General features: G+C 71.8%; 9 protein-coding genes. 4 read left to right on the top strand and 5 right to left on the bottom strand.

The window, feature by feature from the left end; translation table 11 throughout:
- Window positions 1-103: 103 nt before the first annotated feature.
- Both ACFWCK_RS04165 and ACFWCK_RS04160 read right to left on the bottom strand, forming a co-directional pair.
- Window positions 104-1378, bottom strand: a complete 1275-nt coding sequence (locus ACFWCK_RS04165) for an ABC transporter substrate-binding protein (RefSeq protein WP_233312223.1) — start codon at window positions 1376-1378, stop codon at window positions 104-106.
- A gap of 62 nt (window positions 1379-1440) precedes the next feature.
- Window positions 1441-2460, bottom strand: coding sequence for a hydroxyacid dehydrogenase (locus ACFWCK_RS04160; protein WP_233312217.1), 1020 nt, complete (start codon window positions 2458-2460; stop codon window positions 1441-1443).
- A gap of 142 nt (window positions 2461-2602) precedes the next feature.
- On the opposite strand from ACFWCK_RS04160, the gene ACFWCK_RS04155 reads away from it, so the two are divergent.
- The 3 genes from ACFWCK_RS04155 to ACFWCK_RS04145 are packed head-to-tail and all read left to right on the top strand — an operon-like array spanning window position 2603 to window position 7793.
- Entirely contained in the window at window positions 2603-4624 is a 2022-nt protein-coding gene (locus ACFWCK_RS04155) for a hypothetical protein (protein ID WP_378804706.1), read from the top strand.
- The gene (locus tag ACFWCK_RS04150; protein WP_378804705.1) at window positions 4621-5811 is read left to right on the top strand and encodes a substrate-binding domain-containing protein; all 1191 of its coding nucleotides are present in this window, start codon (window positions 4621-4623) and stop codon (window positions 5809-5811) included. Before ACFWCK_RS04155 ends, ACFWCK_RS04150 begins: the two co-directional genes overlap by 4 nt.
- Entirely contained in the window at window positions 5808-7793 is a 1986-nt protein-coding gene (locus ACFWCK_RS04145) for a DUF2264 domain-containing protein (RefSeq protein ID WP_378804704.1), read from the top strand. The genes ACFWCK_RS04150 and ACFWCK_RS04145 overlap by 4 nt, the downstream gene beginning before the upstream one ends.
- Window positions 7794-7916: 123 nt before the next feature.
- Here the strand turns inward: ACFWCK_RS04145 and ACFWCK_RS04140 are convergent, their stop codons facing one another.
- The 3 genes from ACFWCK_RS04140 to ACFWCK_RS04130 form a co-directional block, all read right to left on the bottom strand.
- Window positions 7917-8792 (bottom strand): VOC family protein, encoded by an 876-nt coding sequence (locus ACFWCK_RS04140; protein ID WP_378804703.1) that lies wholly within the window; start codon window positions 8790-8792, stop codon window positions 7917-7919.
- A gap of 82 nt (window positions 8793-8874) precedes the next feature.
- The gene (locus tag ACFWCK_RS04135) at window positions 8875-10152 is read right to left on the bottom strand and encodes an alpha/beta fold hydrolase (RefSeq protein WP_378804702.1); all 1278 of its coding nucleotides are present in this window, start codon (window positions 10150-10152) and stop codon (window positions 8875-8877) included.
- A 102-nt stretch (window positions 10153-10254) separates the two neighbouring features.
- Entirely contained in the window at window positions 10255-10977 is a 723-nt protein-coding gene (locus ACFWCK_RS04130) for a FadR/GntR family transcriptional regulator (protein ID WP_378804701.1), read from the bottom strand.
- A gap of 143 nt (window positions 10978-11120) precedes the next feature.
- Between ACFWCK_RS04130 and ACFWCK_RS04125 the strand changes: the two genes are divergently transcribed.
- The gene (locus ACFWCK_RS04125; RefSeq protein WP_378804700.1) at window positions 11121-12578 is read left to right on the top strand and encodes a GntP family permease; all 1458 of its coding nucleotides are present in this window, start codon (window positions 11121-11123) and stop codon (window positions 12576-12578) included.
- The last annotated feature ends 3 nt before the right edge of the window (window positions 12579-12581 follow it).

The following is a 12581-nucleotide window of genomic DNA, read 5'->3' as shown; positions in this document are numbered from 1 at the left end:
GGGAGGTTCGGGGTCGTTGGGCGACGCTCGGCTCGGGTGCCACTTGCGTGGCCGCGTCTCGTCTCGGTCGCCTTCGGCGTCCTCGCTCAACGACCCCGGGTCGTCACTGGTTCAGCACCTCGGACTTGACGCGGCTCCCCATCTCGGCGATGCCGTCGTCCACCGACTTGCTGCCGGTCATGATGAGCTGGTGCTCCTGATCGAGCACGCCCTGCAGCTGCGCGGCGAGGGTGCCGGTCGCGCCGTCGGGGCGGATCGTGTCGGGCGTGAAGGCCTTCTTCGAGGTCGCGTCCTGCGGCATGCCCTTCAGGCCGAAGTACTGCTTCGTGATCTCGTCGCTGTGGTAGGCGGGCACGATGCCGATCGACGCGACGGCCTTGGCGCCGTCCGCTCCCGCCGCGAACGACAGGAACTTCTTCGCCGCATCCTGGTTCTTCGAATTCTTGTTGATGCCGAAACCGGTCGGGCCGCCCATCGTGGTGATCTTGGATCCGCTCTTGATCTGCGGGATCGGCGCGATGCCCCAGTCCACGGACGTGGTGCCGGCAGCGGCGTCGGCGAGCAGCGGCGAGATGAGCCAGGTGCCCATCGGCACCATCGCGGCCTTGCCGGTCTCGAAGACCGTCTTGTACTGGGCCTGCTGGCTCTTGGCGGTGCCCCAGTCCAGGATCGTGCCGTCCTTCTGCATGCCGAGAGTGAGGTCGTACTGGTCCTTCATCCACGAGTAGTCGGGCTTGTCGAAGGTCTTGTCCTGCTGGGCGGAGGCGTAGCCCTGCACCATCGAGTTCCAGGTGTGGATGTAGGCGCCATAGACCTTGTCCGCGCCGTCGCCCTTCGTGAGCTTCTTCGCGTCGGCGGCGAACTCTTCCCAGGTGAGGGCGGAGGGGTCGGCGACACCGGCGTCCTTGAACATCTGCTTGTTGTAGAAGAGCACGCTGAAGTCCTGGCGGTAGGGGACCGCGTAGTAGGTGCCATCAGCCTTGTACTCGCTGAGCGCGGGGATCTTGTCGGCGGGCAGCGCCTTCACGAGGTCGTTCACCCCGACGAACTGCTTCTTCTGGGCGTAGCCGCCGAAGTCGGTGAGGTTCTTGACGGTGATGATGTCGGTGGAGTCGCCGCCGGCGAGCATCGTGGTGACCTTGTCCTCGTAGTTCGCGGCGAGGATGTCGACCGGTTCGATCGTGATGTCGGGGTTGGCGGTGTGGAACGCGTCGAAGAGCGCCTTGAACTCGGGCGTCTGTGCGTAGTTCCACACCGAGATGCGCAGGGTCGTCTTCCCGCCCGAGGCGGTGGCGGCCGGGGCGGACGTGCCGGCGCAGCCGGCGAGGGCGAGCGCCGCCGCGGCGACGGTGCCGACGGCGATGAGGGATCGCTTCATGCGAGGTTCTCCTTTGAAGGTGGATGCGGTGGTGCGGGTGAAGAGAAGGGGAGCGCGTGGGGTCAGGCGCTGAGCTGGAGCGCGTCGACGGTGACCTCTTCGAGCAGGGGTTGACCGGCGACGAAGCGCTCCAGCTCGTCCAGTGCAGCGTCGGTCATGCGGTACAGCTCGGAGCCGAGCGAGCCCGCCAGGTGCGGTGTGATCATGACGTTCGGCAGCCGGTACAGCGGCGAGTCCGCGGGGAGCGGCTCGGGGTCGGTCACGTCGAGCATCGCGTTCAGGCGGCCGCTCGCACACTCGCGTTCGAGGGCGGCGGTGTCGATCACGCTGCCGCGGGCGGTGTTGATCACGGTCACGTGATCCTGCAGCGCCGCGAGCTGCGTCGCGCCGATCATGTGCCGGGTCGACGGCAGCTCCGGCGCGTGCAGCGACAGCACGTCGACGCGCGGGAGCAGGTCTTCGAGGGTGGTGTGCACGCCGCCGGCTGCGGCGATCTCGGCGGGGTCCGCGTACGGGTCCGCGACGAGGACCGTGACGTCCTCGAGCTGCTGCACGATGTCGACGACACGGCGGCCGACGCGGCTGAACCCGACGACGCCGATCGTGAGTCCGAGGTTGCCGAGGGCGCCGAAGCGCTCGGCGCGCAGTCCGTTCTGCCGGCGCGTCTCGGGGTCGGCGGCGATGAACGGCGCCTTCTTGCCGGCGAAGATGATCGCGGCGAGGGTGAACTCCGCCACGGGCGCCGCATTGACCTCGGCGACCGAGGCGGCACGGATGCCGCGCCGCCAGAACTCGTCGCTCACCTGCGGGCGGATGGATCCGGCGCAGTGCAGCATGGCGCGCAGGTTCGGCATCCGATCGAGTCGGGCGGCATCGAGGCGCGGGGCGCCCCAGCCGGTCAGGAGCACCTCGACCTCGGCCAGTCGTCCGATGAGGGCCGGGTCGTCGAGGTCGTCCGTGAAGACCGGCTCGGGCACGGTCGCGAGACGGCGCAGCCGTGCGATGCGCGCGGCGTCGAACTGGCGCTCGAACACCTCGCGCGACATCACGACGAGAGCGTTGGGGGTGGTCGTTGCGGTCATTCCCGGGGGTTCCCGTCCTTCGTCAGATCCCGACGAAGCAGGGCATTGCGTCGTCGCTGAACTCAGTAGATACTCGGACTCGTTCGAGACGAAACCAAACATTCAGAGTCGAACAGATACAAGCACAAGCGAAGGTTGAACGATGACGCGGAACCTCGATGCTGATGCCCTCTCCCGGGTCAGCGCGCACGCCGTGCCGCCGCACGGCACGGACGTGAGATCCGCGGAATTCCGCGGTCCGCTGTTCACGGAGTGGCGCCAGGCGATGCGCGGGGAGGCGCTCCGGACGACTGTCGGCGGCGCCACACCTGAAGCGCTGCGCGAACGGGTCGGGATCCCCTCGATCGTGCAGCGCGAGGTGTGGGAGCAGGCGGATCCGATCACGATCGAACGGATCCGCGCGGCCGCGGCGGAGTCCCGCGGCTGCCCCTGGGTCGACGCTCTCGGCTCGTTGTTCGCCCGATACGTGCGCGACGGCGATCGCGCGACGTACGAGCGCGCCGTGTCGGACCGGCAGGAGCGACTCACCGGGACCGTTGTCGCCGCGGCCGTGACCGACGAGCAGACGTGGATCGACGAGGCCGCCGACGGGGCCGTGGTGCTGTGCGAGCAGAGCACCTGGTCACTCCCGGCGCACGACGACGCACACGCCCGCCGCGGCTTCGTGCTGCCTGATGTCGCGTCCCCCTATCTGGACCTCGTCGCGGGTGAGATCGTGGCGCAGCTCGCGGTCGCGGACCGCGTGCTCGGCCCGCGGTGGGACGAGAGCTGGCCCGGGCTGCGCGAGCGCATCCGGCACGAGGCCGAGACGCGCGTCTTCACGCCGTTCGAGACCCGGGACGACCTGTGGTGGCTCGGCTACTGGCGCGAGGTCAACAACTGGAACCCGTGGATCCTGGGCAACGTGCTGCTGGCCGCCGTGCTGCTGCTCGACGACTCGGAGCGTGTGGCGCGCATCCTCGCGCGGGCGCTGGACAGCCTCGACCGCTACGTCGCGGAACTGCCCGCCGACGGGGCCATCGATGAGGGCGTCGCGTACTGGTGGAACGGCGCGGGGCGCATGCTCGAGATGCTCGACATCGTGGCCGCGATCACCGACGGCGGGCTCGACGCCACCGGGATCCCCGTGGTCGCCGAGACGCTGCGGTTCCCGATGCGCATGCACCTCGGCGGGGACTGGTACGTGAACGTGGCCGACGGCTGGGCGCGTTCACGCGGGCACGAGCCCTGGCAGCTCCCGTTCCGCTGGGGCACGCTCACCGGTGACGCGAGGGTGACGGCCTGGGCGCGCGCCGCCCGCCGACCCGACGCTCCGGTGGCGCACGTCGCGGGCGGGCTGCCGCGCCTGGTCCGCGCGCTCGCCGACGCGGCGTGGCGGGACGCCGTGCCGGCCGCCGCCCCGCTTCCCGCCGCCGTCTGGCTGCCGTCGGTGCAGGTGCTGGTGCGCCGCTCCCGGGACGGTTCGGCCGCCGGGCTGGCGCTCGCCGCGAAGGGCGGCACGAACGATGAGAATCACAACCACAAGGACCTCGGATCCTTCCTCGTCGCGGCCGGCGGTCGGCAGCTTCTCCTCGACGTGGGCAAGCCCACCTACACCGCGCAGACGTTCAGCGCCGAGCGGTATCGGATCCGCGCGATGCAGAGCGGCTGGCACAACGCCCCCGCGCCGTTCGGGCTCGAGCAGGGCGAGGGACCGGTGTTCGCCGCACAGGTGATCGCCGCGCCGCGCGGCGAACCGGGGCCGGCGCCGCTCGCCGCCGATCCCGCCGTGCTCGAACTGGAGTTGGCGGGCGCCTACCCGCTCCCGGCGGGAGACTCCTGGCGGCGGACGTTCCGCTTCGACGGCACAGGATCCCCGAGCGGGACGGAGCGCATCGAGGTCGCCGACCGCTGGCGGCTGAGCGAGGCCGGCGTGCACCGGCTGCATCTCATCGCCGCGGGAGAGGTCACGCCGTCCGCCGGCGGGGTCGAGGTCGCCGCCGACGGACACCGGATCCGCATCGCCGCGACGGCCGGGAGCACTCCCATCGTCCCCGCGCTCGAGGAGTGGGAGCTGGACGATCCCGAGCTCATCGCCGTGTGGGGTCCGCGGCTGACCCGCCTCGTCTACAGCGTCGGCGGACGCGCCGGCACGTTCACGACCGTGATCGAGGAGATCTCGTGAGCGGGCGGGATCCGCTGTTCGCGCTGCAGCGCCGGGAGCGGATCATGGACGAGATCCGCGAGCACGGCTCGGTCAGTGTCTCCACGATCGCGGCACGCCTGGGCGTGAGCGAGCTCACCATCCGACGCGACATCAACACCCTCGCCCAGCAGGGGCTCGTCACGCGCGTGCACGGCGGAGCGACCCTGCGCAGCAGCCTCGAACCCGGCCTCAGCCCGGCGCTCGCCGGTCACGACCCCGCCGTCACCCGCTACACGATCGGCATGGTCGTGCCCTCGCTCGACTACTACTGGCCGCCCATCGTGCACGGCGCGAGAGCCCAGGCCGCGCAGCTGCGCGCCCGGCTGCTGCTGCGCGCATCGACCTACGAGCTGCGCGACAACCGCCGCCAGGTCGAGGCGCTGCTGAACACCCCGGGGCTGCACGGGCTCATCGTCGCCCCCGACACCTTCGGCGAGAACGCGATCGAGATGCTGGAGTGGCTCGATGCGCTCCCGGTGCCCGTCGTGCTGGCGGAGCGCCGGGTGCGCTCCGCGGCTGCGGCACCGCATCTGGACTCGGTCGTGTCGGACCACACCGCGGGCGCCGCGCTCGCCGTGCGGCACCTGCACGAGCAGGGCCACGAGCGGATCGGGCTGATCACCGAGACCGAGCGGCCCACCGGACGCTACGTGCGGCGCGGATGGGAGAGCACACTGCGCTCGCTCGGGCTGCCGACCGACGCCGCGTGCATCAACGGCGTGCGCTTCGACACCGCGGGGCGGGAGCGCGCCATGGACGACGCGCTGCAGGTGATCAGCGACACGGAGACGACGGCGGTGATCGTGCTGCCGGATCCGCAGGCCCTCGCACTCGAGCAGCACGCGCTGGATCGCGGCATCAGGGTGCCGCACGATCTGGCGATCGTCGCGTACGACGACGACGTCGCCCGGTTCGGCGACCCCGCGATCACCGCGGTCCGTCCGCCAAAGCAGCACGTCGGACGCGAGGCCGTGAACCTGCTGATCGCCCGGCTCGAGGCCGGGAGCGGCCGCCCCGCGTTCCGGGTGAAGCTCAGTCCCGAGCTGCACGTGCGCGAATCCTCCCTGCGGCCGAGCATCCCGGCGCCGATCGCCGTGGCGCCGGCCGCCATCCCCACCGCCATCATCCCGACCCCAGAGGACCCGCTCGTGAAGGAGACCCCGTGACCGCGTTCGACCCCGCTCGCCTGATCCTGCCGCCCGAGGACCGTGCGCTCTCGCCGCGCACCGGGTGGACGCGCGATCACTGGGCCGCCGTCGCCGACCACCTGCTGCTGTCGCTGCGGCCGTACTTCACGCCGACGCGCAGCCAGGTGCGCCTGCCCGGTCAGACCAGCAGCAGCGGGGCGGACAGCGACGGCCTGGAGGGCTTCGCGCGCTCGTTCATGCTCTTCGCCTTCCGCCTCACCGGGGAGCGCGGGGCGGACCCGCACGGCTTCCTGGACTGGTACCGCGACGGGCTCGTCGCCGGCACGGATCCAGCGAATCCGGAGCGGTGGATCCTGCCCGCCGCGCAGCCGCAGGCCCAGGTCGAGGCCGCGTCGATCGCACTCGGCCTGCAGCTCACCCGGCCATGGCTGTGGGACACGCTCGACACGGTCGCGCAGCAGCGCATCGTGGACTGGCTCGCGCTGAATCCCGTGGGCCGGTACCCGGACAACAACTGGCTGTGGTTCCGGATCACCGTCGAGACCTTCCTGGCCTCGGTCGGCGGACCGCACGATCCCGCACGGATAGCGGCCGACCTCGCCCGCATCGAGGACTACTACCAGGCCGACGGGTGGTGGGCCGACGGCACCTGGCGCGCCTACGACTACTACTGCGGCTGGGCGATGCATCTGTATCCGCTGCTGTGGGCCGGTTCCGAAGGGGCGGACGGGTTCGGATCCGGCGCGCTCGCGCCCGTCTTCCGCGCCCGGCTCACCGAATTCCTCGACGACTACGCGGCGCTCATCGGCGCGGACGGCATGCCCGTGCTGCAGGGGCGCAGCCTCATCTACCGGTTCGCCACGGCCGCGCCGCTGTGGATGGGCGCCGTCTCGGGCGCCACGCGGCTGCCGCTCGGAACGCTGCGCCGTGCCGCCTCGGGCGAGCTGCGCGCGTTCGTGGAGCGCGGGGCGATCGACGAGCGCGGCCTGCTCACGATGGGGCTGTTCGGCGAGTGGCCGGCGATGGCGCAGACGTACTCGGGTGCGGGTTCGCCGTACTGGGCGTCGAAGGGCTTCCTCGGACTCGCACTCCCGGCGGACCATGAGGTCTGGACAGCGGTGGAGGAGCCGCTGCCGATCGAGCAGGGCGACGTGCGCCGCGTGATCCGGCCTGCCGGCTGGCTGGTCAGCGGCACCGCCGCGGACGGCATCGTGCGCGTGATCAACCACGGCGCGGACCATGCCTTCGAGGGCGACCGCATCGGGGACTCGGCCCTCTACGCCCGGTTCGGCTACTCCAGCGCGACACTGCCGCCGCTCACCGGCGCCACGATCGACGATCCCGCCGACAACATGGTGGGCGCGGTCGACGCCGCAGGGCGCTCCACGCACCGCACGGGGTTCGCCCGCGGTGCGATCGGCGACGACGGCATCGCGGCGTTCGCGACGTCCGTGGCCGACGCGCACTGGGTGGACTCGAGCACCGACGGTCCCGGATACGACCACGGATCCGGGCGCGCGGGGATCGTCACCGACGGACCGCTGCTCGCGACGGCGAGCGTGGTCCGCGGCTCGTGGGAGGTGCGCGCGACCCGGCGCCTGGCGCGTGAGGGCGTCGCCGCGTCGCCGCTCCCCATCCGCGTGAGCGGCTGGCCGCTGACCGGTCCCGCCGAGGCGGTCGCGGTCAGCGTCGATGACGCGGTGTCGCTGGAGCTGGACGGGGTGCGCTCCGAGCTGCAGGCGCTGTCGGGGATCGGCGCCGGCGCGCTCGCCGCCTCGGTGCGCACGGAGACGGGGACATCGCCGATCGGGGCGATCACGACGATCCCACGGCTGGAGTTCGCCGCCGTCGCCGAGGGCGACGTGGTCGTCGCGGCGGTGCGGCTGGGGCGCGGTGCCGAGGCGGCGCCGTCGTCACGGGTCGTCACCACGCGCGAGGGCGACGCGATCCTCGAGGTGACCTGGCCCGACGACGCCGTGAGCGCCGTGCGGATCGGCTGAGAACGCCCGACCGATCGTCGTCGCGCCGACGGCGGCGGTCGAGCGACCCCGCGGTCGGCGGGCTCAGCCCGCGGTCGCCGGCTCAGCCCGCGGTCGCCCCGTGCTGGCCGGCGGTCGTGAGGCTCAGCCGGCGGTCGTGAGCCGGATCGCGTTCGCCCAGGGATCCTCGAAGGCGAGCGTGCGGCCGTCGTCGCGCACGTCCACGCCGAAGTGCGTCATGCGCTCGGCGACGGCCCCGAGCTCGTCGGCGGTGGGCAGCACGATGTCGACGCGGCCGAGGCCGAGTGCCGGGGAGCGCCGGCCGGCACCGGCGCTGTTCCACGTGTTCATGGCCATGTGGTGGTGGTAGCCGCCGGCGCTCACGAACAGCGCGGATCCGCCGAGCTCCGCGGTCGTCTCGAATCCCAGCCGCTGCACGTAGAACTCGCGTGCCGAGGCCACGTCGCCGACCGAGAGGTGCACATGGCCGACGCTCGCGCCGCCGATCACCGGGTCGTCGGCGGCTGTCTCGGTGAGGTGCTCGCCCAGGAACGCGTTCGGATCCAGGTACAGCGTGTCCATCTCGATCTGCCCGTGCGCCCAGCTCCACTGCGTGCGATCGCGATCCCAGTACAGCTCGACGCCGTTGCCCTCCGGGTCCGTGAAGTAGAAGGCCTGGCTGACCAGATGGTCCGCGCTGCCGGTGAAGGATCCAGGGGCGCGCCGCGCGACGGAGTACAGCGCGGCGGCGAGGGCCGCCTGGGTCTCGAAGAGGATCGCGGTGTGGAACAGTCCGGCGGCGCGCGGCGCCGCATGAGCGAGGCCGGGGCTGTGCAGCAGGATCACCACCGGGGTCGTGCCGCGGCCGAGCACCACGCGGTCGCCCTCGGCCGAGAGCACCCGCAGCGTGACGGCGTCGCGGTAGTACGCGGTCATGGCATCGAGGTCGGCCACGAGCAGGGTCACGGCGCCCATCGCCGTGTCGGCGGCGAGGAGATCGGAGCGGGAGGCGGTCACCATCTCTGCAACGGAATGGGCCGAGGATCCATTCCGGGACGGGCGGGCGCCGCCGTCAGCGCATTCCGGCGGGCCTGGCACGGTCTCACGACCGGAGCGCCGCCTCCCAGCGGGTGCCCGCGGTGAGCAGCCGGGGCAGACCGGCCACGAGTCCGCGGCGCGGGAGCGCGCTCATCATCGCGCTCTCGGCGGGGAGACGCTGTTGCTCGCCGCTGCTCAGCCGCTGCAGCGCATGCAGCAGCGCGAGCGGGTGCGATTCGAGGGCGCTGTGCCCGTTCTCGATCTCGACGAGCACCGTGTCCGGAGCGGCCGCGGCCACGCGCTCTGCCACGGCGGCCGGCGTGCGCAGGTCGCGGGAGCCGGTCAGCAGCACGGTGGGCCAGTCGAAGCCCGCCGCCGCGGCGGTCAGGTCGAAGGGCTCGCCGGCGAACCGCGGGAACCGGTCGGCGATCGGCGCGTAGGTGAGCGAGGGGTCGAGGGCGGATCCGTCCGGATCCGGTCCGAACCCCAGCTCGCGGAACGCGATCGCCCCGACGAGGTCGAACTCGTAGAACCCCGGCACGTGCGCCTCGGATTCGCCCTTGTCGACGTAGGCCTCCAGTGCCGACCACACCGATCCGCGCCCGTGCGAGCCGCCGGGCCGGCCATCGCGCACGGCACGGTGCACGCCGTGCAGGCGCTGGCGCAGCAGCGGTTCGAGCAGTCCCGCTCCGCCCAGCTCGTACGCCGCGCGCAGTACTCCCAGGAGGATCCGCGGATCCGATCCGTCGTCCAGCAGCTCGCGCACCGCCGCGGCGATGCGGGTGTCCCCGTCGACGAAGAGCTCGCGGATCATCGCCCGCTCGGCATCGCGATCCGCGACCGACTGCAGGGCGGAGTCCAGCAGCATCCCGGCCACCCGCTCGGGATGGCGCGCGCCGAATCCCGCCGCGACGTAGCTGCCGTACGAGGAGCCCGAGATGTAGGCACGGCGCACGCCCTCCGCCTCCAGCACGGCGGCGAGGTCGTCGATCACGTCGACCATGCGCATCGCCGACAGCGGCAGACTGCGTCCGTTCAGATCGGCACGGGACAGCCCCACGCCGCGGTGCTCCATCATGATGACGTCGAGGCCGAGGGCCGCGGCGCGGCGCCGGAACCGACGATAGGGGAGCACGGATCCGAGCCCGGGGCCGCCGGGGATCACCACGATCGGCACGGCCGAGCGCGGGCCGGTGCGCACGTACGCCAGGTCGAAGGCGGGCCCGGTCGACGTGGCGGGGCGCCGCACGCGCCGCACGCCCCGGACGGAGGCGGCGAGCAGCCCGGGAAGCAGGCTGGGCGCCCTCGTGCCCCGCCCGGTCCCGCCGTCCGCCTTCGTCATGCCTCGATTATGCGCGCCGGCCGTTGGCGGGCGCTGTCCGGCGGCTATCAGCGGGATGAAGACCGCCGCCGGTCGCTCGCGCGCTCAGGGCTCTGAGGGTGCTCAGGGCTCGGGCTGCGACATGGCCTCCACGGCGTCGTCGGCCTCGGACACGATCGCCGCCATCGCGGTGGCCGCGGCCTCGGGGTCGCGGGACGTGATCGCGGCGGCCACGTCCTGGTGGAGTCGCAACGCGGTCTCATCCGCGCGGTGCGGCATGAGCGCGTGCGCGGTGCGGCCGTGCAGCAGCTCGGCGACCACGTCGGCGAGCCCGGCGAGGTAGGGGTTGCCCGATCCGCGCAGCACGGCCGCATGGAAGTCGATGTCGTGCTGCAGGTATGCGGGCTCATCCGCCCGCTCGCCGTTCTCGACCATCCCGAGCACCGCCTTCACGAGCGCCGCACGGTGCTCCGGAGGTGCCTGCACTGCGGCGAGACGCGCGGCGAGCGGCTCGATCGCGGAGCGCAGCTGGCTGAGTTCGTGCAGGGTGCGGAGCCGGTCGGATCCGTCCAGCCGCCAGCGGATCACCTCGGGGGCGTACGGGCTCCATCGGTCCGCAGACAGGATCTCCACCCCGGCCCGGCGGCGCACCTCGACCATGCCCATGGTCTCCAGAACGCGCACCACCTCGCGCATCGCGGACCGGGACGCGCCGAACTCGGCGGCGACCTCGGCGGTCAGCAGCCGGGCACCGGGCGCCAGCTCGCCCTCCACGATCCGCATGCCGATCGTGTCGAGCAGCCGATGATGCTGCGCGGAGGCCGCCTCGCGGATCCCTTCTGCCATGAAGTCCATTATGGCGATAGCCCGGCAAGAAGGCGCCTGAGTGAACTGTAGGAGGGCGTATTGCGAGAAGATGCTTGATTAAGTCCTACTTATCGCTTACGCTGAGGCGAAATCTCTCCGCCAGACCAAGGAAGCTCATGGCCATGTCCTCGATCCTTCTCGCCGCCGTTCCCGGAACCCTCCTCGCGGCGGCCGATCCCGTTCCTCCCACGACGACAGCCCCGGAGTGGGTGCTGATCCTCGCCGCCCTCATCGGCATCGCCACCATCGTGGTGCTCATCACCTGGGTCAAGCTGCATCCGTTCCTCGCCCTCGTGATCGGCGCGCTCGTCACCGGTCTCGTCGCCGGGATGTCCGCCACGCAGACGGTCACGAGCTTCTCCAACGGCTTCGGATCCACCGCCGGCGGCGTCGGCGTGCTGATCGCGCTCGGCGCGATCTACGGAAAGCTGCTCGCCGATTCGGGCGGCGCGGACCGGATCGTCGACACCCTGGTCTCGAAGGCCAGCGCCGCGGCGCTGCCGTGGGTCATGGGCCTGGTCGGCGCGCTGATCGGTCTGCCGATGTTCTTCGAGGTCGGTCTGGTGCTGCTCGTGCCGGTGATCATCCTGGTCGCCCGCCGCTCCGGGGTCTCCCTGATGAAGATCGCGATCCCGACGCTCGCGGGGCTCTCCGCGATGCACGGCCTGGTGCCGCCGCACCCCGGCCCGCTCGCCGCGATCAGCCTGATCGGTGCGAACCTCGGCCTCACCCTCGCTTTCGGCGTCCTCGTCGCGATCCCCACCGTCATCATCGCCGGCCCCCTGTTCGGCCGCCTCGCCGCCCGCTGGGTCGACGTGCCCGTGCCGGCGCTGTTCGAGACGGCGCAGGACTCCGCCCAGCCCGGTGAGACCGCGGCGAGCCAGGCGCGCAAGCGCCCCGGATTCGGCACCACCCTGTTCAGCATCCTGCTGCCGGTCGTGCTGATGCTGCTCTCCGCCATCGTCGACATCGTCGCCCCGAACGACACCTCGGCGCTCAAGGGCATCGTCGACTTCCTCGGCAAGCCGGTCATCGCGCTGCTCATCGCGGTGCTCGTCGGCATGGTCGTGCTGGGACGCGGCGGCGACATGAGCTCCAAGGAGGTCGGCGCCTCGGTGTCGTCCTCCCTGCCGGCGATCGCCGGCATCCTGCTCATCGTGGGTGCAGGCGGGGGCTTCAAGCAGGTGCTCGTCGACTCCACCATCGGCACGGTGATCGCCCACGCGATCTCCGGCATCGGCGGCGCGCTGCCCGTGGTGCTGTTCTTCGCCTGGCTCGTCGCGGTGCTGATCCGCGTCGCCACCGGCTCCGCCACCGTCGCCACGATCACGGCCGCGGGCATCCTGCAGCCGCTCGTGCACGACCTCGGCCTGTCGCCGGCCGGATCCGCCCTGCTGGTGCTCGCGATCGGCGCCGGGTCCGTCTTCCTCTCGCACGTGAACGATGCGGGGTTCTGGCTGATCAAGGAGTACCTCGGCCTGAGCATCCCGCAGACGCTGAAGTCGTGGTCGATCATGGAGTGCCTGATCTCGGTCACAGGTCTCGCCGGCGTCATGATCATCGGCGTCTTCGTCGGCTGACGG

Source organism: Microbacterium sp. NPDC060117 (genome assembly GCF_042729315.1).
Classification (GTDB): domain Bacteria; phylum Actinomycetota; class Actinomycetes; order Actinomycetales; family Microbacteriaceae; genus Microbacterium.
The sequence above is the reverse complement of the archived record's forward strand: the minus strand, read 5'-3'. Positions and strand labels throughout refer to the sequence as shown.

Bases quoted from the DNA above. Each gene is read 5' to 3' on its own strand.
- ACFWCK_RS04130 (WP_378804701.1), bottom strand. From the start codon at position 10,977: ATGGCAGAAGGGATCCGCGAGGCGGCCTCCGCGCAGCATCATCGGCTG.
- ACFWCK_RS04135 (WP_378804702.1), bottom strand. From the start codon at position 10,152: ATGACGAAGGCGGACGGCGGGACCGGGCGGGGCACGAGGGCGCCCAGC.
- ACFWCK_RS04125 (WP_378804700.1), top strand. From the start codon at position 11,121: ATGTCCTCGATCCTTCTCGCCGCCGTTCCCGGAACCCTCCTCGCGGCG.
- ACFWCK_RS04140 (WP_378804703.1), bottom strand. From the start codon at position 8,792: ATGGTGACCGCCTCCCGCTCCGATCTCCTCGCCGCCGACACGGCGATG.
- ACFWCK_RS04165 (WP_233312223.1), bottom strand. From the start codon at position 1,378: ATGAAGCGATCCCTCATCGCCGTCGGCACCGTCGCCGCGGCGGCGCTC.
- ACFWCK_RS04155 (WP_378804706.1), top strand. From the start codon at position 2,603: ATGACGCGGAACCTCGATGCTGATGCCCTCTCCCGGGTCAGCGCGCAC.
- ACFWCK_RS04160 (WP_233312217.1), bottom strand. From the start codon at position 2,460: ATGACCGCAACGACCACCCCCAACGCTCTCGTCGTGATGTCGCGCGAG.